21 protein-coding genes are annotated in these 22,564 nt (G+C 34.6%); 13 read left to right on the forward strand and 8 right to left on the reverse strand.

The features are described 5' to 3' along the window. The first annotated feature begins 389 nt into the window (after positions 1-389). Positions 390-788 carry a transcriptional regulator SpxA gene (gene spxA, locus NRE15_RS00310; RefSeq protein WP_313793651.1) on the forward strand — a complete coding sequence of 133 codons (399 nt, stop codon included), beginning with the start codon at positions 390-392 and terminating at the stop codon, positions 786-788. A gap of 194 nt (positions 789-982) precedes the next feature. Here spxA and sufB read toward each other — a convergent pair whose 3' ends face one another. The 5 genes from sufB to sufC are packed head-to-tail and all read right to left on the reverse strand — an operon-like array spanning position 983 to position 6,100. Further along, positions 983-2,380, reverse strand: coding sequence for a Fe-S cluster assembly protein SufB (gene sufB, locus NRE15_RS00315; RefSeq protein WP_313793652.1), 1,398 nt, complete (start codon positions 2,378-2,380; stop codon positions 983-985). A gap of 15 nt (positions 2,381-2,395) precedes the next feature. Next, positions 2,396-2,866 (reverse strand): Fe-S cluster assembly sulfur transfer protein SufU, encoded by a 471-nt coding sequence (gene sufU / locus NRE15_RS00320; RefSeq protein WP_313793653.1) that lies wholly within the window; start codon positions 2,864-2,866, stop codon positions 2,396-2,398. After that, positions 2,853-4,124, reverse strand: a complete 1,272-nt coding sequence (locus tag NRE15_RS00325; RefSeq protein ID WP_313793654.1) for a SufS family cysteine desulfurase — start codon at positions 4,122-4,124, stop codon at positions 2,853-2,855. The genes sufU and NRE15_RS00325 overlap by 14 nt, the downstream gene beginning before the upstream one ends. 9 nt (positions 4,125-4,133) lie before the next feature. After that, positions 4,134-5,306: a Fe-S cluster assembly protein SufD gene (gene sufD / locus NRE15_RS00330; protein ID WP_313793655.1), complete on the reverse strand. Its 1,173-nt coding sequence runs from the start codon at positions 5,304-5,306 to the stop codon at positions 4,134-4,136. Positions 5,307-5,323: 17 nt separating this feature from the next. Continuing rightward, a complete protein-coding gene (gene sufC, locus NRE15_RS00335; protein ID WP_313793656.1) occupies positions 5,324-6,100 on the reverse strand; it encodes a Fe-S cluster assembly ATPase SufC in 777 nt (258 codons plus the stop codon). A gap of 251 nt (positions 6,101-6,351) precedes the next feature. Here sufC and NRE15_RS00340 point away from each other — a divergent pair, with 251 nt between their 5' ends. The 3 genes from NRE15_RS00340 to pepF all read left to right on the forward strand — a co-directional run bounded on the left by NRE15_RS00340 (position 6,352) and on the right by pepF (position 10,133). Then, positions 6,352-7,053, forward strand: a complete 702-nt coding sequence (locus NRE15_RS00340) for an adaptor protein MecA (RefSeq protein WP_313793657.1) — start codon at positions 6,352-6,354, stop codon at positions 7,051-7,053. Between the two features lie 97 nt (positions 7,054-7,150). Then, positions 7,151-8,251, forward strand: coding sequence for a competence protein CoiA family protein (locus NRE15_RS00345; RefSeq protein WP_313793658.1), 1,101 nt, complete (start codon positions 7,151-7,153; stop codon positions 8,249-8,251). 73 nt (positions 8,252-8,324) lie between these two features. Continuing rightward, entirely contained in the window at positions 8,325-10,133 is a 1,809-nt protein-coding gene (pepF, locus tag NRE15_RS00350) for an oligoendopeptidase F (protein ID WP_313793659.1), read from the forward strand. An 82-nt stretch (positions 10,134-10,215) separates the two neighbouring features. Here pepF and trmB read toward each other — a convergent pair whose 3' ends face one another. The 3 genes from trmB to NRE15_RS00365 all read right to left on the reverse strand — a co-directional run bounded on the left by trmB (position 10,216) and on the right by NRE15_RS00365 (position 12,102). After that, a complete protein-coding gene (gene trmB / locus NRE15_RS00355; protein ID WP_313793660.1) occupies positions 10,216-10,860 on the reverse strand; it encodes a tRNA (guanosine(46)-N7)-methyltransferase TrmB in 645 nt (214 codons plus the stop codon). A gap of 52 nt (positions 10,861-10,912) precedes the next feature. Then, positions 10,913-11,698 (reverse strand): phosphotransferase family protein, encoded by a 786-nt coding sequence (locus NRE15_RS00360; RefSeq protein WP_313793661.1) that lies wholly within the window; start codon positions 11,696-11,698, stop codon positions 10,913-10,915. 77 nt (positions 11,699-11,775) lie between these two features. Beyond that, entirely contained in the window at positions 11,776-12,102 is a 327-nt protein-coding gene (locus NRE15_RS00365; protein WP_313793662.1) for a hypothetical protein, read from the reverse strand. Between the two features lie 231 nt (positions 12,103-12,333). On the opposite strand from NRE15_RS00365, the gene pepA reads away from it, so the two are divergent. The 9 genes from pepA to NRE15_RS00410 all read left to right on the forward strand — a co-directional run bounded on the left by pepA (position 12,334) and on the right by NRE15_RS00410 (position 22,564). Continuing rightward, positions 12,334-13,410, forward strand: coding sequence for a glutamyl aminopeptidase (gene pepA / locus NRE15_RS00370; RefSeq protein WP_313793663.1), 1,077 nt, complete (start codon positions 12,334-12,336; stop codon positions 13,408-13,410). A gap of 18 nt (positions 13,411-13,428) precedes the next feature. Next, on the forward strand, positions 13,429-14,061 hold the full coding sequence (gene ytpR / locus NRE15_RS00375; RefSeq protein WP_313793664.1) for a YtpR family tRNA-binding protein: 633 nt from the start codon (positions 13,429-13,431) through the stop codon (positions 14,059-14,061). Positions 14,062-14,086: 25 nt separating this feature from the next. Continuing rightward, entirely contained in the window at positions 14,087-14,932 is an 846-nt protein-coding gene (locus tag NRE15_RS00380) for a hypothetical protein (protein ID WP_313793665.1), read from the forward strand. A 17-nt stretch (positions 14,933-14,949) separates the two neighbouring features. After that, entirely contained in the window at positions 14,950-16,284 is a 1,335-nt protein-coding gene (gene murC / locus NRE15_RS00385) for a UDP-N-acetylmuramate--L-alanine ligase (RefSeq protein WP_313793666.1), read from the forward strand. 147 nt (positions 16,285-16,431) lie between these two features. After that, entirely contained in the window at positions 16,432-19,098 is a 2,667-nt protein-coding gene (gene polA / locus NRE15_RS00390; protein WP_313793667.1) for a DNA polymerase I, read from the forward strand. A gap of 13 nt (positions 19,099-19,111) precedes the next feature. Continuing rightward, complete coding sequence (gene mutM, locus NRE15_RS00395) at positions 19,112-19,960, forward strand: DNA-formamidopyrimidine glycosylase (protein ID WP_313793668.1); 849 nt, start codon at positions 19,112-19,114, stop codon at positions 19,958-19,960. A 10-nt stretch (positions 19,961-19,970) separates the two neighbouring features. Next, on the forward strand, positions 19,971-20,570 hold the full coding sequence (gene coaE / locus NRE15_RS00400) for a dephospho-CoA kinase (RefSeq protein ID WP_313793669.1): 600 nt from the start codon (positions 19,971-19,973) through the stop codon (positions 20,568-20,570). Between the two features lie 76 nt (positions 20,571-20,646). After that, positions 20,647-21,153, forward strand: a complete 507-nt coding sequence (gene nrdR, locus NRE15_RS00405) for a transcriptional regulator NrdR (protein WP_313793670.1) — start codon at positions 20,647-20,649, stop codon at positions 21,151-21,153. Next, on the forward strand, positions 21,134-22,564 hold the full coding sequence (locus tag NRE15_RS00410) for a DnaD domain protein (protein WP_313793671.1): 1,431 nt from the start codon (positions 21,134-21,136) through the stop codon (positions 22,562-22,564). The genes nrdR and NRE15_RS00410 overlap by 20 nt, the downstream gene beginning before the upstream one ends.

Below are 22,564 nucleotides of genomic sequence, written 5' to 3' on the forward strand. Positions count from 1 at the left end.
TCTATAGTGATTTTATTGAAGTTTAATAAAAAAATCTAATTGAATTTTCGACTATAAAACCAATAATTACGAATTATTTTTCAAAAGAATATTCAGGAAGGTTGATATATCAGCTTAAAACGCATTCATTTGATTTGCATTATAATTTATTGACTTAACTAATTGATAACTATTGAGATAAAATTATCTAATAAAGTAAGGTTTTATAGATTTATTTTATCAAAAAAGGCTTGTATATCAACGTGTTCAATGCTATAATGATTTTGTATTAAAGTTTCGGCTTAATTTAAATTTAATTTTTATTTAAACTATTCTTTGATACAACGCACGTATTAAGTAAGAAGCTAGGCAACACGTTACATTTAGTCAATGAGAAAGGAAGATTCTTTATGGTAACATTGTACGTAACGCCAAGCTGCACGTCTTGTAGGAAAGCTCGAGCATGGTTAGAAGAGCATTCGATTCCATATGTAGAACGAAATATTTTTACTGAGCCTCTTTCTTTAACTGAAATCAAAGAGATTTTAAGAATGACCGAAGAAGGTACAGAAGACATAATTTCTACACGTTCGAAAGCTTATTCTGAGTTAGAAGTTGAAATTAGCGAGTTACCATTGAATGAGTTTTTCAAAATGGTACAAGAACAACCAGGTTTGTTACGCCGTCCTATTATGATTGATGAAAAGAGATTGCAAATAGGCTTTAACGAGGATGAAATTCGTCGCTTCCTGCCGCGTGAAGTAAGAGCATTAGAATTGCAAAAAGCACGTGCCTTAGTTAATGAATAAGTAATTGAATTAAGGCAAAAGTATTTAACTATCTATTGACGCTCAAAATCCTAACTGTTCATACTAGTAAAACCGTCATTTTAATCATAAGTACTCGAGTGCTTATTGTTGTATTAATAATTCAAAAGAGACTGCTGCATGACAAAATGCTACAGTCTCTTTTTTTGTATAAAAACAATGGTTAATTAAAGCCATTAACCAACGGAACCTTCCATTGAATAAGCAATTAAACGATTTAATTCTACGGCATATTCCATGGGTAATTCTTTAGTAAAAGGCTCAACAAAACCCATAACAAGCATACCCGTGGCTTCTTCTTCTGTTAAACCTCTACTCATTAAATAGAAAAGTTGTTCTTGCGATATTCTAGAAACTTTCGCTTCATGTTCTAAAGTCACTTGCCCATTATGAATTTCATTGAATGGAATGGTGTCAGATTTTGATAATTCATCCATAATAATCGTATCACACTCGATATGTGAAATTGAGCCTTCGGATTTTTTTCCAAAATAGACTTGACCGCGATAATTAACTTCACCACCATCTTTTGCAATCGACTTTGAAGTAATTGAACTAGAGGTATGGGGGGCATAATGCATCATCTTCGCACCCGTATCCTGTATTTGACCTTTACCAGCAAATGCCACCGATAACATTGTCCCGCGGGCTCTTTCACCTAACAAATAGACGCTAGGGTACTTCATGGTTACTTTAGAACCAAGATTTCCGTCAATCCATTCCATGGTTGCCCCTTCATAAGCGTGGGCTCTTTTAGTGACTAGGTTGTATACATTATTGGACCAATTTTGAATGGTTGTATAACGACAATAAGCATCTTTTTTTACAATTATCTCTACAATTGCAGCATGCAAGGAAGCTTTAGAATAGGTTGGGGCGGTACAACCTTCAACATAATGAATACTAGCTCCTTCATCTACGATAATTAAGGTCCTTTCGAACTGACCCGATGACTCATTGTTAATACGGAAATAGGTTTGTAAGGGGATCTCACATTTTACACCTTTTGGAACATAAATAAATGTTCCTCCACTCCAAACGGCGCTATTTAAAGCTGCTTCAAAGTTATCCGTTGGAGGAACGACACTTCCAAAATATTCTTTAAATAGTTCCGGGTATTCTTTTAAGGCTGAATCAGTATCAGTAAAAATGATACCTAATTTTTCAAATTCTTGTTTTAAATTATGATAAACAGATTCTGATTCATACTGAACAGCTGCTCCAGCTAAGTAGGCTCTTTCTGCTTCAGGGATACCTATGCGTTCAAACGTTTCTTTTATCTCTATAGGGACATCCTCCCATGATCTAGCCGGTTGTTCGGTCGCTTTTTGATAATAAGTTAAATTTTGAAAATCTAACTCAGATAAGTCAGCGCCCCATTCAACGATGGGTTTCTTTTTAAATATACCGAAACTTTTTAATCGATAATCAAGCATCCATTGAGGTTCATTTTTTTCTTTAGAAATTGTGCGAATAACTGCTTCGTTTAAACCTTTTTCTGTTGAAAAAATAATTTTTGCGTCATCACTAAATCCATAATTATATTCTCCTAAAACAGGTACTTCTTCATTCATTCTTTAACCTCCTTATTAATCAAGGTTTGCACGACGAGTATTCTGATGCTGTCCGTTAATACCATATTCTATAGCTCTCCATGCTAAGATGGCGCATTTATAACGTGCCGGGAATTGTTGAATCCCCTCTAATAAAACGGCATCACCTAGTTCATTTAATAGGGAATCACTAATTTCTTCCGTTGAAGTAATCAATGTATTAAAGGTATTAATTAGTTGAATCGCCTGTTCAATCGATTTTCCCATCAGTGCATCGGTCATTAAGCTAGCACTAGCAATACTGATTGAACAGCCATAACCTTCAAAAGCAACCTCTTTGATTAAATTATCTTCACTCGTCCATTGAACCATAATGGCATCCCCACACGTTGGATTTAAAAGTTCCATCTGACCACTTGGATTTTCAAGCTTTTTTCGATTGTGAGGATGTTGCGCGTGGTCTAAGATGACTTCGCGATACAAAGACGATAAATTATTTAAGTGCATTAGTAAAAAACTCCTTTACAGCTCGGGTTATCTCCAACATTGAATCAACTTCTTCAACGGTATTATAAAAAGCTAGACTGGCTCTTAAAGTAGCAGGCACCTTTAAATAACGCATCAAGGGTTGGGCGCAATGATGGCCAGCACGTAAAGCTATCCCTTCATAATCATAAGCCGTGGCAGCATCATGGGGATGAATATTGTCAAGGTTAAAACTGATAATACCATGGAAATTACTTTGATAAAGTGGATGATACAATTGAACGCCTTCAATAGACTTAAGTCCTTGATATAAGCGGTTAGATAATACATATTCCTGATGGAATACTTTATGCAGACCCATTGCTTTTAAGTAAGTCACTGCTTGAGCTAAAGCTATGGCTTCTGCGATTGGAGGTGTACCAGCTTCAAATTTCCAAGGCGCATTTTTATAATTACTATCAAAATCATTCACTTGATTAATCATTTCACCACCGAAATTAACAGCTTGTGTCGATTGATGGTGTTCACTTTTTAAATAACAAACACCAATGCCTGTTGGCCCATACAGTTTATGACCGCTAAAGCAATAAGCGTCAACTCCCATTTCTTCAACATTAATCGATAGATGGGGTACAGCTTGGGCACCATCTACGATAATAGCAATTTTTCTTTGATGGGCCCAATCCGTTAGTTGTTTTATAGGTTGTTCAATGCCTAAAACATTTGAAACATGTTGAATAACGATGAATTTAACGTTAGTCGTATCCATTTTATTTAATAAAACAAAATCAACGGTCATTGTATTTTCAGTCAATGGTAAATAGACTAGATGTGCTCCGGTACGTTGACACAGCTCTTGCCAAGGCACTAAATTCGAATGATGTTCTAAAGCCGTTGTTAAAATTTGATCACCCTTAGTTAATTTAGGCTCGGCAAAACCTCGTGCTAAAAAATTAATAGCTGCTGTCGTACCTGAAGTAAAAATGATTTGTGAATCATCCTGACTGCCAATGAATTGACTAAGCGTCTGGCGAGCTGTTTCATATTGATCGGTTGAACGTTGGCCAAGTGTATGTACACTTCGGTGAATATTGGCATTATCTGTTTGATAAAAGGCTATTAATCGTTCTATAACCGCTTGAGGTTTTTGTGTCGTCGCGGCATTATCGAAATAAATCAGTGGACATTGATTAACCGATTGATTCAAAATAGGAAATTGGTCACGAATATTTTTGAGTTCTTGCGGTGTAAATACTTCTGTATTAGGTGTAGCTTCCATTTTTCCTCCTTAAGTGATAGATTCTAATTTATTATCAATGCGACGGATGATAGCTGTTTGAAAGTCTTTATTTTTGATTGTAGTGATAACTCTTCCTAAAAAACCACGTATGACTAAAAATTCAGCTTCTTTACGACTTAAACCTCTAGACATTAAATAATATAACTGTTCTTCATCTAGTTGACCAATACTGGCAGCATGACCAGCGGTCACTTCAAATTCATCAATTAATAAGATTGGATTAGCATCACCACGGGCTTCATTAGATAACATTAAAACCCGGCTTTCTTGTTGAGCATCTGCAAATTTTGCATCTTTAGCAATAAATTCAATGCCATTAAATGTTAAAGTGGCTCTATCTAAAATAACACCATGTTGCAAAATATGTCCTACTGTATGTTTTGCTTGATTATTTATTTTAGAGTTAATCACTTGTTGTTGTTTACCACTTGCAATAACAATAACATTTAGTTGTGTAGAAGCACCTTGACCTTCCAAATGTGTTTCTATATCTAAAATTGTATTGCCATCATTCATAGCGGCAATCATCCAATTGATCGAGGCATCTTTAAAAGCCATAGCATGTCGTTTAATATAGGAAGTTGTTCGATGGCTCATACAATCAAAAGCATGATAATTAATTATTGACCCAGCTAATGCAATTAACTCAACAAATAAAGTTACGCTATTGTCGTGTTCAACTTGCGTGTCCGTTTTTTCAATCAAATTAACACAACTATTTTCATCTACAACAATGAGCAGATGTTGATTCATCGACGGACGGTCAATGTCTCCCTTGGTTAAAATGTTTTCGAGGGGAATATCAACCTTTAAATGTTTCGGAACATAAATAAATACCCCACCATCTAAATAAGCTGTATGATACGCTGTGTTTTTGTCTGAATCATAGGGGATGACGCTAAATAGATATTTTTGAATCAGTTCTGGATATTGTCTACTAGCATCAAATAAATCCAAGATAATAACCCCTTGATTCGATAGTTCAATAAAATCGGGAAACAGTCGATCCCCTAGAATAGAATGGCTAGCATCTTTTTCTAGGAATAATGGCCAACGGCTATAATTTATGCGCTCAATTTTTTTGAGTGGTAAATTTTGCCAAAGGTTTCCGGCTGTTTCTTGAATATCGACTAACCACATAGCTTGTCTTTTATTTTCCATAAGATTATGCACCTTCTTTATTCTGAGAACGATTGATCGATAGGTTTGTTTGCATTATCAATGATGTTTTTATAACCTTGGGCCTCTAGTTGTTTAGCTAATTCAGCCTTTCCTGACTGAACAATGCGACCATCCGCCATAATATGAACATAATCAGGATGTATATAATCGAGCAAACGTTGATAATGTGTGATAATAAGTGCCCCAAAGTCTTCACCCCGCAACGCATTAATACCTTTAGCAACCACTTTTAAGGCATCGATATCAAGACCCGAATCAATTTCATCCAACATCGCAAATGTTGGTTCGATCATAAGACACTGGAGAATTTCATTACGCTTTTTTTCTCCGCCTGAAAAGCCTTCATTAAGATAGCGTTCAGCCATTTCTTGTGGCATTTCAAGTAAAGCCATTTTTTCATTGAGTTTCGTAATGAAATCTCTGACAGATATTTTATCATTTTCAGCTCGTCTAGCATTGATGGCTGATCGCATAAAGGATGCATTAGTCACACCAGGTATTTCACTCGGATACTGAACCGCTAAAAACATGCCTGCTTTTGCGCGTTCATCAACATCCAGTTCCAATAAATTGACATTATCAAGCATAACAACGCCATCCGTTACTTGGTAGGAGGGATGACCCATGATGGCTGCAGCTAAAGTTGATTTTCCAGCACCATTGGGTCCCATTATGACATGGATTTCCCCCGTTTTGATGGTGAGATTTAGTCCATTGACAATCGCTTTATCATCTATGGTTACATGTAAATTTTTTATATCTAAAATAGACACTGTAGTCATCCTTTCATTTTTTTATTAATTATTTATATATTACTATATTAGTAAATAGATTCACAATTGTAAAATAAGACAAAAAAGATTTAAGCCATCATTCATTGTTTGAAATTTTATTAATATAGTACCGATAACCTTGCATAAGTAAACGATGTTAGGTATTATTAAAAAATCAATAGAAAAAATACAATTCAATTGTATCTATTTTTATTAGTTGTATAATAGAAGTAATAGGGGGGTGACCGTTGATGGAGATGGAACATATCAATGAGAACTTAATCAAAGTAATGATCGGAATGGATGATTTAGAAGAAAGAGGGATTGATTTCCTAGACTTAATTGGAGATCAAAATAGTATAGAACAATTTTTCTACTCTATCTTGGATGAAGTAGACGTGGATAATCATTTCCACGATTCAGAAGCTGTCACATTCCAAGTCATGCCTAATTCAGAAGGGTTAGAATTGTATATAAGTCGAACAAATTTTGATGAAATGGATGCTTTTTGGGAAGATGAGTTATCTAATCGCTTGCGTGAACATCGTAAACAAACGCGTAAAGGTCGAAGTCCAAAATCTAAAGAAAAAGAAATAATGAACCATTCTATAGATAAAAATCAATCAAATGAAAAAACTTCTACCCATGTGGACAAAAAGAGATACAATAACATCAATCAGATTGTTAGATTTCAAACATTAGAAGATTTTCTTTCTTTAGCTAGAGAAATTCCAATCGATAACATTCAAACTAATTTATACCATATGCATCAAAGTTATTATTTAGTGATTAAATCGATAAACGAACAGTTAGATGAAAAATTAGCTTATTCGTATATCTTAAAAATGTTAGAGTTTGGTGAACCTTACTCAACGACAGAAAACGTGTTAATGGAGCATGGTGAATTAATTAGAGAAGCAGATGCCTTGAAATTTTTCGGAGAAAATATTTAACATTTCAATGTAATCAAACTGCAATCAAATTGTTATTAAAATAAAATAGTGTAATTCCTTCTTTTTCGTGTATTTACTTAAAAGGAGGAATTTTTTTATGAACATTGCAAAAAATCAAAATGGTGAGATATATTATATTTCGCAATTTCTCACATCAGGTCCCCCAAAAAACCAGCAGTGGTTTTGTCTCAAATGCCAACAACCCATGCATTTAAAACTTAGTCGAAACAACAATTATTTTTTTAGTCATGTCACTGCCTGTGGACAAGGATTAGTAAAAAAAGAGGCGGTTGAAACGGAAGCACATCAACTTGCCAAAGCACAGCTAGTTAAATGCCTATCACCGGCCGCACAATTCGTAGAGAGTGAATATGGATTAAATGACATTCAACAAACAGCTGATATTTATTGGCAATTAAGTAATAGTCGGCAAATTGTGCTTGAATTTCAACATAGCCCTATTTCGCGTAAAACACTGTTAAAAAGACACAAACTCTATTTAACACAAGTTAATCAATGTATTTGGATAATGAATGACGGGCAGTTTAAGTCAAACAAGTTAGATTTTTGGCATTTTTCAATGTTACAATTCAATCATACCTTTGGTAATTATTGGGTTTCTTTAGATTTAGGGAAAAATTTAATTGTTATTCGACCCAATATCCCATTGTTATATCAAGAAGGCTTTGTGATGGAGGAACGCTTTTATCCATTGGATGCTAATTTAGCCTATATATTGTTAGGTGATGTTGAGCATTTAAATTATAGAAGTCGTAAACGCATGACTAAAAAGGTTAAAACAAAAACGTTTAATCAACAATTAAGTGCCATCATGCGGAATAGACACTATTTTGTGCCGTTACAAACACTCTATCGAAACGGCTTTCGATTACATGAATTACCAAAATGGGTATTAGAAGAATCCTGGACATCACCTCTTATCGTCCAACCCATGTGGGAATTTTTTGCATGGCTTTTTGTTAACTTAAAACAATATTCTTTTTCATCTATCAGTGAATCAGCTTTTAAGGAACTTATCCAAATGAAAAAACCACAAGCAACGTTTCATATTTGTCAATTACCTTTAATCGATGAAGAGAACCAACAAGTATTTTTTGAAGAATTAATTGCTTTACTCATTCAAAAAGATATTCTGCTTCAAAACGAAGATAGGTCATTTAAAATATTAATCAAATAAGTTATTATAATTAACAATCAAATGGGTCTATGGTAAGATTGTTTTAATGATGTTTTTAGGAGGAATTTGTTTTATGGCTGAAAGTTATCAAACACGAGAAGAAGTACCTACAGAGAATACATGGGATCTGACCGTCCTTTTTGAGTCAGATGATGTCTGGGAAAAAGAATTCAAAGCTGTTGAGGAAGAACTAACCAAAATTGAAGCGTTAAAAGGGACTTTAGCGGATTCAGCTGAAAGTTTAGTCCATGCAATCAATACGATTGCTTCTGTTTCAAGAAAACTATCAAATGTGTATACTTATTCCCATTTAAAATACGATCAAGATTCAACGAATTCGACATATCAATCATTGGACGCCCGATCAACACAACTATATAGTCGATTTTCTGAGTTGACGGCATTTTTTCAACCTGAATTATTAGCTATACCTGAGGATAAATTAAATTCATTTATTGAATCGAATGCAACACTACAAGATTATCGTCAGTACTTAGATAATATGACACGTCAAAGAGAGCATGTCCTTGAACCATCACAAGAACTACTGCTTGCTCAAGTGAGTGAAATACTAGGTTCAGCTAGTAAAACATTTGGCGTTTTAAATAATGCCGACTTACGTTTTCCGACGGTTGAAGATTCATCGGGTGAAAAAGTTCAATTAACCCATAGTATATATGGCAAATTGTTAGAGAGTACCGACAGACGTGTGCGCCGAGATACCTTTAAAAGTTTTTATTCCACCTATGATCAATTTAAAAATACCATGGCATCGCTTCTAAGCACTAATATTAAAGCACATAATTTTTCAGCTAAAGCACGAAACTTTTCGTCAGCTAGACAAGCGGCTTTATTTGCTAATAATATTCCTGAATCGGTATATGATACCTTATTAGAAGCGGTTGGTGAACGCTTGCCAGTCTTACATCGCTATGTTGCTCTAAGAAAAGAATTATTAGGTATTGAAGATTTAGAAATGTATGATATGTATACACCTATTTTAGGGGAAGTCCCTTTAGCCTTTAATTACGATGAAGCTAAAGCAATCACTCTAGAGGCTTTAGCACCATTAGGTGAAGACTATGTCGATATCATCAAAAAAGCCTTTGATGAACGTTGGATTGATTTATATGAAAATAAAGGGAAACGTAGTGGTGCCTATTCTTCAGGAACTTACGATAGCAATCCCTATATTTTAATGAATTGGCAAGACAATGTAAATTGGTTGTATACGTTAGTGCATGAATTAGGCCATAGTGCACATTCTTATTTAACACATGCCAACCAGCCCTATATTTATGGTAACTACTCAATCTTTTTAGCAGAGATTGCTTCAACAACCAATGAAAATTTATTAACAAGTTATTTATTGGAGCGCTATACCGATCCAAACGTTCGCTTATATATTTTAAATCACTTCTTGGATGGCATGAAAGGGACTGTTTTCCGTCAAACACAGTTTGCCGAATTTGAACATTTTATGCATACGTCAGAAGCTGAAGGGAAACCATTGACACAAGCCTTTTTATCTGAGAATTATCAAGCAATGAACGAGAAATATTATGGACCTGATGTTAATTCTAATTCTGAGATTGCCTTAGAATGGAGTCGAATTCCACACTTCTATTATAATTATTATGTGTTCCAATATGCAACTGGGTTTGCAGCAGCAACAGCCCTATCACAAAAAATTCTCAGTGGCGATAAAGAAAGTTTAAATCAATACCTCACCTATTTAAAAGCAGGTGAAAGTGACTATCCAATAGAAATCATGCAACGAGCAGGCGTTGATATGACCCAGAAAGATTATTTGGTTTCAGCACTAGATGTTTTTGAAAATCGTTTGGATGAATTTGAAAAGCTATTAAAAGACCAAAAATAAATCAATCATTACTTTTTAGAGTTTCAAAAAACATAAAAAACCAAGCGCTAACGGTTTAGCACTTGGTTTTTTATGAATTTATCTAGTTGTTTGGAAAATAAGCTTCTAAACGGTAGATCCGATGTCCTTTTTCAGCAAATTTCATTTCATACTCTGTTTCAATATTTCCTTCAAAATCAGATTGATGTAAATCTAACCAGACTTCTTTAAGTATCATGCCATATTGTGACATACTAGCCAGAGAATATTCAAATAATCCTTGATTATCGGTTTTAAAATGAATTTCCCCGTTAGCTGTAATAATTGCTTGATATTGTTCTAAAAAGGCTGGACTAGTTAAGCGTCTTTTGGTATGTTTCTTTTTTGGCCAAGGATCACTAAAATTCAAATAAATTCGACTGATGTCAGCCTGGTCAAAGTATTGATTCAAGTGACTTCCATTGGTATGTAAAATTTGTAAATTAGGTAAATGGATGTCTAGTTGAATTTCAAGAATGGATACAATCACACTGGTTTGTAATTCAATCGCAATGAAATTGATGTCAGGATATGTTTTTGCCATTTCAGTAATAAAACGACCTTTACCTGACCCGACTTCTATATAGATAGGGTGATGATTACCGAAACGTTCTTGCCAATTTCCTTTATATTGTTCCGCATTTTGCACCACATATTCAGGATGTTGATTTAATAAATCCTGAGCCCATGGTTTATGTCTTAAACGCATTAAATTACTCCTTTTTACAAAATAAAAGTATACTAAGTCGTCTTTAGTATACTTATTTAACCTGATTGTAGATTGATTTGATCAATAGTATCACTTCATTCATTCGTGCATAACGATTTTCACTTGCATAGTGTTTCACTAAAAGTAAGCAATTCATTAATGAATACCATTGGACACGTTTGAAAACCTTTTTGGTTATTTCTATTCCATAGTTGTTGAACCATTCCATCCATTGACTTGGTTCTAAATATTGGCACAATAACCAAGTAATATCACTAATTGGGTCAGCAATCCGAACATTTTCCCAATCAACTAAATACAACTGTTCATGATTACTCAACAAAAAATTATGATGATTTAAATCACCATGGCAGACGACATAATCCACAAGATAAAAATCATCATCAATTTGATCTTCAAGAAACTGAATGATTTCATTGAACAAAGTATGTGTTTTTAATGAGGGAGGCAATTCATTAAAATACAAATCAATAAAATCAAGTGGTTTACATACACGATTATCTATTCGCTTTAAAGTCAGTAACAAATTATTTGATTCGTGGACATGGCGAATAAGATCAATGACACGTTGACTAGACATATCTTGTTTTGATAAAGTTTTGCCTTCAGCCCATTCTTGAGCCGTTAAAATGTCACCTGAATAAGTACGTTGTGTCCATTTAAGTTTGGGTGTAATACCATCAGCAGCTAAAGCGGCAATTAGTGGGGAAGAATTTCGTTTGAAAAAGATTTTTTCTTCTTCTTTTACACCCATAAATGCTTGACCCGTAGCTCCTAGGATAGGCCGCATATCCCATTGTTCGTCATTCTCAACCAAAACGCCACCTCCAATCTATAAATAACAAATGAATTATAATTGTATCATGTTTAACGAATGAAGCAACAAGAGAATTATTAGATTTGAACTAAATCGATAATTTCTCCTGTATAGATATCACTAGCAAAACGATAAGTAGTTACTTTATTATCTTCTTGAGTCGAAACTTCACCTATATATACGAGTGGTTTGCTTTGGTATTCTTCGAATGGTATGGGGTCATAATCAATCCATGAACCAACGACGGTATTATTCTCTCTAAAATCATGTAAAATTTGTTCAAGGACTTTGCCAGCATGCTTAGGTTTGTTTTCTTTAATTAAAATAACACTTGCAGCACCTACGATTAAACCAGTAATTAATAGTAATGAACCAATTAAATTTTCTTTTTTTTGAGTATTCATTCAATATCTCCCTTTCTGTTATCTTAAGTGTTCTTAATTGTAACATGATTTTAGGCAGAAATAAAAAAAGGAACGAACATTTGAGGAAAATGTTAAAAGGCATAATTGATTTTTTGTTTTTATCATTGATTAAAATGGTTACATAATTGCTTTATTAGCCAATCTATGACACAATAAAATAGCTTAAAAGTAAAATTAAGGAGGCAACCGAATTTTATTTTCGGTAATTATATGGACGATAAAACTTTCAAATTGATAAAAGATTTAACAGAATTACAGGCAACGTCAGGCAATGAAAAAAATGTACGTAATTATATGAAAAATTACATGGAACCATTGACTGATCGTGTTGAAGTTTCCCCTTTAGGGAATGTTTTCGGTATTAAAGAAAGTGCGGTCAAAGATGCGCCAACTTTGCTAGTAGCATCGCATATGGATGAGGTTGGTTTTATGGTCAGTCAAATAACCAAAAACGGTTTGTTCAAAGTAGTGCCCTTAGGTGGCTGGAATCCTTATGTTGTTTCTGCTCAGCGGTATACCTTACAAACAAAAAAAGGTGATTATATTTGTATTTCTTCAGCCGTAGCTCCTCATTTACTACGTGGTAAGGAAGGGCAGTCATCTCTAGAAATCAGTGATGTCTTATTTGATGTTGGCTTTACCTCCAAAGAAGAAGCAGAGTCATATGGTGTAACTCCAGGTGATACACTTGTTCCCTTAGTAGAAACAGTATACACAGCTAATAAAGAATCGATTATTAGTAAAGCATGGGATAATCGTTATGGATGTGTGGCCGTATTAGAGACCTGGGATGCTGTCAAAAACCAATCATTAAATAATAACTTAATTATGGGTGCTAGTGTCCAAGAAGAAGTGGGCTTACGAGGTATTAAAGGGGCTGTCCATCAGTTCCAACCGGATGTATTTATCGCTGTAGATTGTTCTCCAGCTGCTGATGCAGAGGGTAAAAGTGATGTGTTTGGACGATTGGGAGAAGGTTTCTTATTAAGAGTTCAAGATCCAGGCCATTTGACACATCGCGGTATGGTTGAATATCTACTTGATACAGCCTCTACGCATCACATTCCTTATCAATATTATTTTTCTAAAGGTGGTACGGATGCTGGGGCAGCTCATGTTATGAATCAAGGTATTCCTAGCGGAGTCATTGGTGTACCAGCTAGATATATTCACGGCCATCAAACTTTATTTAGAATTTCTGATTATGAAGCGGCGCGTGAAATGTTACAAACCGTGGTTAAGACTTTTGATAGAACCACGCTTAATACGATAATGGAAATGAATTAAACGAAAGGAGATTATGGATTGTTAGCTTTTTATAATAAGGAACATGTTGGCGATACGTTAATGTTAACCTTTGATCAAGTAGGAGAGCATGGAGTAGACGTTGAAAGTAGAGGTCAAGTAACGGTCATAAAAGATAAAACGTCTCATAAAATTATTGGAATCAACCTTTTTAATGTGAGTCAATTATTTGAAGTTAATGGGACAGGTGCAGTGACTTTAACAGATAGTCAGATTGATAAAATTAATGATTTACTTAAAGAAAATAAGCTATCAAGTTTACCCGATACAGATCAATCTTCAAAGTTAGTGGTTGGTTATGTTGAAAGTTGTATACCGCATGAAGATAGTGATCATCTAAGCGTAACACAAACGCGTGTTAGCAAGGATGAAATCTATCAAATTGTTTGTGGTGCCAAAAATATAAAAGCCGGTTTGACGGTGATTGTAGCTAAACCTGGAGCCGTGATGCCAAATGGAGAAATTATTTGGTCAGGTGACTTAAGAGGTGTGAAAAGTTCAGGAATGATCTGTTCTACTAGAGAATTAAATGTGACAGATATTGAAGATTTGCCTGGGATTTGGGAAATAGATGCTTCATTTGAAGTCGGTACGCCTTTAGAAGACGTCATTCAAAAATACAGAACAGCCTAAGTATCAATATAAGGAGGCTTATGAGATGTCAGAATACGAACCCCCATACAAAGCACATAAATCTGATAAAAAACATCGTTTTGAACAAAATAATTATCGCGAATCAAATAAATCGCATTTTCAACCTGCACTCAAAGCTGACAAACAAAAGTCCTTAGATCCAATTAAAACAGATAAAATTGAAAATGCAAACAGAAGTAATCAAACCATAGATACCGAACCTTATTTGGCTAATAATGATCATAATCGTCATGAAGAATTTTCAGATAATAATTCTGACTTATATGAATTTGATAAGATTAGTCAGAATGGTTTACAAGCTAAAACGAATCATTATAATAATAATATGGCTAGCGAACAATCATCTGAACATGATAAAATAGCCGATGAAAATTTTACTTCTGATAGTAATGAAGAACGTTCATCGAAAAGTGATCACTATCAGATACCCTTTTTAAATCAGCATCATGCGGTTAAAGATTTTACTTCTTTTTATGATGATTCTTCAAAAAGAGAACATGCTATTGAAGGCAGAGATGTAAAACGGCTAGCAAGTGATACTAATGAATTAGCCACAAGTGCTAATGTGAAATCAAACCGAATGACCTATCAACCTTCTTTTACGCAAACCAACCGCTATCAATCACGGGTTAATGAAAAAGAAGCAGATAAATCACTCGTAGAAGCTGAAGCATTTACCGAGGAAGTTGAGTCATCATCCCAAGAGGAGCAATCAACTTTTATTCCTAAGCAAATACCGACCCCATATCATGAAAAAGAATCGAAATACCAGCAGGTAGACAATCAATTAAGAGAGTTAGCAAAGCGTTTAGTCAAGACAAAAGATTCATTTCTATTGTTTGACCACTAGGAGGCAAATTATTAACAATGTTAAGTAAAGATACAATTTATCATTTTGTAGGCATAAAAGGTTCAGGAATGAGTGCCTTGGCTTTAATTTTACACGGTGAAGGTTATCGCGTTCAAGGCAGTGATATTGGGAAATATTTTTTTACACAACAAGAATTAGAAAACCAAAATATACCTATTTTTGAATTCAACGAGGATAATATTACTGAGGGTTTAACCATTATAGCTGGGAATGCATTTGGTGATGAACATCCGGAATTAGTTAAAGCAAGAAAATTAGGGTTACCCATTCATCGCTATCATAAATTTTTAGGAGAACTTATCGAACAATACACAAGTATTGCTGTCACGGGTTCTCATGGAAAAACGTCAACAACGGGTTTACTATCACATACAATAAAAAATTTGGCTCCTGTAAGTTATTTAATTGGAGATGGAACAGGCTTTGGTGATGAACAAGCAAACTACTTTGCTTTAGAAGCTTGCGAATATCGTCGTCACTTTTTAGCTTACCAACCTGATTATGCGATTATTACTAACATTGATTTTGATCATCCAGATTATTACCAATCGATCGAAGATGTGGCGGCGGCTTTTCAAACTTTTGCAAACCAAACCAAGAAAGCTGTTATTGCCTGTGGGGATGATGAATATCTTATCAATTTAACGGCTTCTGTGCCTATTCATTACTATGGATTTGGAGATAATAATAACATCAAAGCGGTTAATATAGATCGAAATGTCGATGGGTCTTCTTTTGATGTATATATCGATAGTCAGTTTTTTGGGCATTTTGAACTCCCTGTATTTGGGAAACATAATATTTTAAATGCCTTAAGCGTCATTGCCGTTTTAAATTTAGAAGGTTTTAAAGCTGAAGATATTGCCAAAAATTTAGCGACTTTTGGTGGTGTTAAGCGTCGTTTTTCAGAAAAACAAGTAGGGAAATTGACGATAATTGATGACTATGCCCACCACCCTTCAGAAATCAAAGCAACCATTGATGCTGCTAAGCAAAAATATCCCAATAGACAAGTAGTGGCCGTATTCCAACCACATACATTTAGTCGGACTATTGCTTTACTACAAGAATTTGCTGATTCATTATCGTTAGCTGACGATGTGTATTTGGTTGATATCTTTCACTCTGCAAGAGAAGAGTCAGGCGACATCTCAATTAACGATTTAGCTGATAGAATTGACAAAAAAGTTGAGATTATTTCTCAAGATCATTTATCACCATTAATGGGATATCAAGATGCAGTGATACTGTTTATGGGAGCTGGGGACATTGATGTTATAGGCAATCAATTTGTATCTTCGTATGCTCAATTAAAACCGAACACTTTATAGTTGAACAACTCGATACGAATAATAAATCATTTCAATGCAGCCCGTAAAGATGCCATCGTCAAATGATTTATTATTCGTTTTTATTTATGAAAAATGTAGAATTAATGCAAAAACGGCTCTAATTATATTACGAAAAGAGGATTTGCTATGTCTAATAACAAGATAATGCTAATTGATGGAAGTAGTTTAGCTTTTCGAGCGTTTTTTTCCATTGTTAATATTGATCAATTTAAAAATAAGGCTGGTTTGCATACCAATGCGTTATATAGCTTTAATTTAATGTTAAATACCGTTCTAGAACAATTCAAACCGACTCATATCCTTGTGGCGTTTGATAAGAGTGAAACTACCTTTAGAAATGAAAAATATTCTGAATATAAAGGTGGACGCCAAAAAATACCTAGTGAATTTCGCGAGCAAATGCCATATTTTAGAGTGCTATTAGATGCTTATGGCATTGAACACTATGAGATTTTAAACTATGAAGCCGATGATATTATTGGAACTCTAGCTAGTCAGGCAGATAAAGATGACGAAGTCATTGTCATTTCGGGTGATAAAGATTTAATCCAATTAGCGAATGCTAATACAACAGTCTATATTACACGCAAAGGTGTCAGTGAGATAGAACCCTATACGGTTGAAACCATCAATGATAAATATGGATTGACGCCTAATCAAATTATTGATTTAAAAGGTTTGATGGGCGATAGCTCAGATAATTATCCAGGTGTCACCCGAATTGGTGAGAAAACAGGGATTAAATTACTACAACAATTTGGTAGTATTGAAAATATGTATGACAATCTTGATGAGATTAAACCATCAAAAATGAAAGACAATATCATTAATGATCAAGAAAATGCTTTTATGAGTAAAGATTTAGCTACCATTCTTACCGATGCACCCATTGAGATTTCAATTGAAGATATTGAATATAAAGGCAAAGATATTGAAGCCTTAGCAGAATTTTATCGTAATATGGATTTTCACTCATTTTTAAACAACTTACAAACGGAATATAGCGACCAACTGACAGACGAAGGAGAAGAATTAGAACTTAATCAATATGATCGATTGTTTATTGATGATATTAAAGCGGATTATTTACCCAAACAAGCTGTCTTATATTATGAAACACTAGAAGAAAATTATCATTTTGCTGATCTTGAAGCTGTAACATGGTTAGATATTGAGCAGAAAAAAGTATATACGACGACAGCTGATACAGCTTTTAAGAGTGAGCTTTTCAAAGCGTGGCTTGCATCTGAAGAACACCGTAAAATTACTTGGGATTCCAAACGCGATGCGGTTATTACATCACATTTCGAGACTGTATTAAACGGCATTCAATTTGATACTTTAATTGCAGCTTATTTGATTGACTTAAATAATACAAAAGATATCACCGATGTGTTAGCAGTTGTTGGATTACCTAGCATTGTAAAAAATGATGAGGCTGTATATGGTAAAGGTGTAAAACGAGCTATTCCAGAAGATAAAGACGTCTTTGAACAACATTTATTCACAAAAGTGATTGCTTTAGAACATTTAATGCCAGAACTTAAAAACCGTCTTGAATCCTTAGAAATGATGGATTTATACACAACCATTGAATTCCCCTTAGCCAAAGTCTTAGCTGATATGGAAATTCGCGGGGTAAAAGTTAATGGTGATGAGCTTTCACAAATGAATGTCGAAATGTCAGAACGCTTAAAAGAAATGGAAGAAGAAATTTATGACTTAGCGGGAGAAAAGTTTAATATTAATTCACCTAAGCAATTGGGTGTTATTTTATTTGAAAAATTAGGTCTCCCAGTTATAAAGAAAACTAAAACAGGCTATAGTACAGCCGCCGATGTCTTAGAAAAATTAGCTGGGAAACACCCTATTATTAATGCAATACTCGATTATCGTCAATTAGCAAAATTACAGGGGACGTATTTAGAGGGCTTACCACCTTATATTAAAGAAGATGGGCATATTCATACGCGTTTTGTTCAGACATTAACACAAACAGGGCGTTTAAGTAGCACGGATCCAAATTTACAAAATATTCCCATACGTATGGAAGAAGGGCGGAAAATACGCAAAGCGTTTATTCCATCTCAAGAGAATTGGTTAATGTTTGGGGCGGATTATTCCCAAATAGAGTTGCGTGTTTTAGCCCATATTTCGAAAGATGAACATATGCAACAGGCTTTCATTGATGGTGAAGATATCCATTCGTCAACCGCTAGAAGGGTGTTTGATATTCCTGAAAATGAAGCAGTGACTTCTGAACATCGACGCCAAGCAAAAGCCGTTAATTTTGGAATTGTGTATGGTATCAGTGATTATGGATTATCACAAAATCTTAATATTAGCCGTAAACAGGCAAAAGATTTCATCGATCGCTACTTTGAACAATATCCTGGAATTAAACGCTATATGGAAGAAATTGTAGAAGAGGCGAAGGAAACAGGTTATGTGAGTACGTTGTTTAATCGTCGTCGCTATTTACCCGATATCCATTCAAGTAATTTTAATTTAAGATCGTTTGCTGAAAGAACCGCTATGAATTCACCGATTCAAGGGACAGCGGCTGACATTATAAAAATTGCCATGGTTACACTTCAAAAAGCGATTGATGATGAAAAACTCCAAGCACAACTTTTGTTGCAAGTGCATGATGAATTGATTTTAGAGGCTCCAGCGGAAGAAATTGAACGCTTAAATGTTTTAGTACCAGAGATCATGGAAAATGCAGTAGAATTATCTGTCCCTTTGAAAGTGGATTATAATCATGGTAGTAACTGGTACGAATTGAAGTAGAAAGGATTTAGTTATGCCAGAATTACCAGAAGTTGAGACAATTCGCCAAGGCTTAGAACCGTTAATTAAAGGAAATACCATTAATGGAATTAGCGTCACCTGGCCAAGAATTATTAAGACAGAACAGTCAATTAATGAATGGCAAAGATCGTTGATGGGACAATCGATTGAAAGTCTTTCCAGACGAGGAAAATATTTGATCTTTAACCTTTCGAATAATAAAATGCTCGTCTCGCATCTTAGAATGGAAGGGAAATTTCTCTTTTTTGAAGCTGAAAATGTACCAAAAGTGAAAGACAAACATACCCATGTGCGTTTTACCTTTAATGATTATTCTGAACTTCATTATCATGATGTCCGTAAGTTTGGTAGAATGGAGTTAATCCATTCGGGCGATATAGAGTCGTATTTTACTTCAAAAAAACTAGGACCTGAGCCTACTAGTGAAAGCTTTAAAATTGACCTTTTTAGCCAACAATTGGCAACCATAAAAAAAGCTATTAAGCCGGCTTTGTTGGATCAGCATTTAGTCGTTGGACTAGGAAACATTTATGTGGATGAAGTTTTATTTCAAGCAGGTATTCATCCAGCGACACCTGCCCAATCGCTAAATGATGCTCAAATTTTTCAATTACATCAAGCCATTATTGATATAATGAATCGAGCGATTATAGCTGGTGGATCAAGTATTCGTACCTATCGTAATGCTTATGGTACGGAAGGCGAATTTCAAAACTTTCATCAAGTATATGGTAAAGCAAACCAAGCCTGTCCTGTCTGTGGGACAAAAATACAAAAAATCCAATTGAGTCAACGTGGAACGCATTTTTGTCCTGAGTGCCAACCGCGAGTATCGATATAGGAGGTAGAAAATGTATGTTGTTGCATTAACTGGGGGTATTGCTACGGGCAAATCAACAGTTTCTAATTATTTACTTAAACAAGGTATTCCTGTGATAGATACTGACTTACTGTCAAGGAAAGTTGTTGAACCTGGTGAAATGGGTTTGAAGCAAGTAACACAAGCGTTTGGACCTGCTATATTAACCCTAGAAGGACAATTAAATCGTAGCAAACTAGGTGAAATAATTTTTAATAATGAAGAAGCTAAAAAGCAATTAAATGGCATCTTACATCCACTAATATATGATGAAGTTAGCCGCATGTTGGATCAGTATAGACAAGCAGGTCAAACCTTAGTTTTTGTTGATGTTCCTTTATTGTTTGAAGTTAATCGTGATAGATATTATGATGAAAGTTGGTTAGTTTATTTAAACGCTGATCGACAATTAGAACGGTTAATGCTTAGAAATAATTTTTCAGTCGAAGAAGCTAAAGCACGGATTAATAGTCAGTTACCGATTGATGAAAAAGTAATATTAGCTGATATCGTTATTAATAATAGCGGAACTAGAGAAGAGACCTATCAACAAATTGACGAACAGTTAAGACGGATTCAGGGAAAAATATAGAACAAAGTATACCCACCGAATGGATTGCTATGTTAAAATTAGTCTATATAAAATTATCAGGAAGGAGGAGAGCTTAATGGAATGTCCAAAATGTCGTCATCAACAATCTAAAGTTATTGACTCACGTCCTGCTGATGATGGTGCTTCCATTCGTAGACGGCGCGAGTGTTTAAAGTGCGGGACACGTTTTAATACCTACGAAAGGGTAGAGAAAGCACCTCTATTAGTTATTAAAAGAGATGGGACACGTGAAGAATTTAATCGTGATAAACTATTAAGAGGCATAATTCGTGCCGCTGAGAAACGTCCTATATCACGTGAACAAATGGATCAATTAGTTACTGATGTTGAAAATGCCGTTCGGGAAGAATCTGACACTGAAATTGCTAGCGAACGTATTGGTGAATTTATTATGCCTCGATTAATGGAAATTGATGAGGTAGCTTATATACGCTTTGCGAGTGTTTATCGGCAATTTCAATCACGTGATATGTTCATTAAAGAATTAGAAGCAATGAACCATACACAAAAAGATACGGATTCAGATATTGAGCTTGATAAAAATGAAGCTGAAACCGAATGATCAATTTCATGTCCTTTTTCATGCGCATTTAAGTCCTAGTGAAGAAGAAAGTCTATACAAACTATATCAACCCATTATTGGGAGTGTTGCTGTCAGCTTATTTCAAAGTTTAATGCGTATAGCCCCCAACAAAAATGAATGGTCGGCAATTACGATGCATGCTTCCGTTTTACCCATTATTAATATTGGGATTGATCAGTTTGAAGAAAATCGTTTTAAATTAGAAGCTGTCGGTTTGTTAAAATCGTATAAAAAGATACAAAATCAATTAGATAATCATCAAATATTATTTTACGAATTGATCCAACCATTAACACCTAAAGCTTTTTTTAATCATCCATTGTTAAGCACAAACCTTTTTCATCAATTAGGTGAAGATATTTATTATAAAATGGTTGAGACATATACCAAGGATGAATGGGATAAAAGTGCTTACCAAGAAGTTAGCAAAACTTACGCAGATGTTTTTCGAGTCTATCAGTTGCAACCCCAACAGGATGTTGCTTCAAATAAGGAAACGGAACAGAATATTTCAATCCAAATGCCAAAAACATTTAATTACAGTGTTTTTTTGCGGTATTTAATTGCTGAAGGCATTGAACATACGCAATTGACGTCTCAATTAAAGGAATCAGTTGCGGCTATTCATCAAATATACCATTTGAATGAAGAGGAAATGGTCGAAGTTGTAAAAGCGTGTGTCGATATTAAAGACCATTCGGTTCAGTTATCGCGTTTAAAAGTTGTGGCAGCAAAAAAAAAGGAACAACAATCGTCATCTAAAAAAACGAATCGTTCAAACGGAACGAATCAATCAAATGATAAAGCACAAAGAGAACAGCAAATACAAGCTGCTTATCCTTCACTTTCAAAAGAGGATATAGCTTTAGTTATTTTATGTGAACAAATTCCGAATTCAATCTTTTTAAATAAGCTTAAACAGTCAGTAGGTGGCTTTGCAACAGATAGTGAACATTTTTACGTGAATAGTTTGCATGAAAAATCATCTTTGAATACAGATGTTATTAATATGTTGGTTTATTATTTGTTAGTTTTTAAACAAAAGGACAGCGTATTTAAAGGTGAGTTAGAACGCACAGCCAATTCATGGCAAAAGCAAGGTTTAGACACGGCAAGTAAGGTTTTAATGGCTATTTATGCAGAGGATGATTCAACACAACAAAAGCCCGATTATAATCAAACATCAAAAGCAAAATCGACTTGGAAAAATAAGGATCATAGACGTGTTGAAACATTGCCAGATTGGCTAATTGAGCAAGAAAAAACGCAAGCTTCACCAAAACAAACATCGTTGAATGCCTTAGAAGGTGAGCCAAAAGAAGCTTCCAATGAGCGTGAGCAAACTATTCGTAATAAGTTAAATCAACTATTAAAACAAGGGGGTGAGTAA

It is taken from the genome of Fundicoccus culcitae, assembly GCF_024661895.1.
Classification (GTDB): Bacteria; Bacillota; Bacilli; order Lactobacillales; family Aerococcaceae; genus Fundicoccus_A; species Fundicoccus_A culcitae.

Coding starts and splice junctions, on each gene's coding strand:
- coaE (WP_313793669.1), top strand. CDS start 19,971: ATGTATGTTGTTGCATTAACTGGGGGTATTGCTACGGGCAAATCAACA.
- NRE15_RS00340 (WP_313793657.1), top strand. CDS start 6,352: ATGGAGATGGAACATATCAATGAGAACTTAATCAAAGTAATGATCGGA.
- sufB (WP_313793652.1), bottom strand. CDS start 2,380: ATGAATGAAGAAGTACCTGTTTTAGGAGAATATAATTATGGATTTAGT.
- mutM (WP_313793668.1), top strand. CDS start 19,112: ATGCCAGAATTACCAGAAGTTGAGACAATTCGCCAAGGCTTAGAACCG.
- NRE15_RS00365 (WP_313793662.1), bottom strand. CDS start 12,102: ATGAATACTCAAAAAAAAGAAAATTTAATTGGTTCATTACTATTAATT.
- NRE15_RS00345 (WP_313793658.1), top strand. CDS start 7,151: ATGAACATTGCAAAAAATCAAAATGGTGAGATATATTATATTTCGCAA.
- polA (WP_313793667.1), top strand. CDS start 16,432: ATGTCTAATAACAAGATAATGCTAATTGATGGAAGTAGTTTAGCTTTT.
- spxA (WP_313793651.1), top strand. CDS start 390: ATGGTAACATTGTACGTAACGCCAAGCTGCACGTCTTGTAGGAAAGCT.
- murC (WP_313793666.1), top strand. CDS start 14,950: ATGTTAAGTAAAGATACAATTTATCATTTTGTAGGCATAAAAGGTTCA.
- NRE15_RS00410 (WP_313793671.1), top strand. CDS start 21,134: ATGAAGCTGAAACCGAATGATCAATTTCATGTCCTTTTTCATGCGCAT.
- NRE15_RS00380 (WP_313793665.1), top strand. CDS start 14,087: ATGTCAGAATACGAACCCCCATACAAAGCACATAAATCTGATAAAAAA.
- pepF (WP_313793659.1), top strand. CDS start 8,325: ATGGCTGAAAGTTATCAAACACGAGAAGAAGTACCTACAGAGAATACA.
- trmB (WP_313793660.1), bottom strand. CDS start 10,860: ATGCGTTTAAGACATAAACCATGGGCTCAGGATTTATTAAATCAACAT.
- nrdR (WP_313793670.1), top strand. CDS start 20,647: ATGGAATGTCCAAAATGTCGTCATCAACAATCTAAAGTTATTGACTCA.
- sufD (WP_313793655.1), bottom strand. CDS start 5,306: ATGGAAAATAAAAGACAAGCTATGTGGTTAGTCGATATTCAAGAAACA.
- NRE15_RS00325 (WP_313793654.1), bottom strand. CDS start 4,124: ATGGAAGCTACACCTAATACAGAAGTATTTACACCGCAAGAACTCAAA.
- pepA (WP_313793663.1), top strand. CDS start 12,334: ATGGACGATAAAACTTTCAAATTGATAAAAGATTTAACAGAATTACAG.
- sufU (WP_313793653.1), bottom strand. CDS start 2,866: ATGCACTTAAATAATTTATCGTCTTTGTATCGCGAAGTCATCTTAGAC.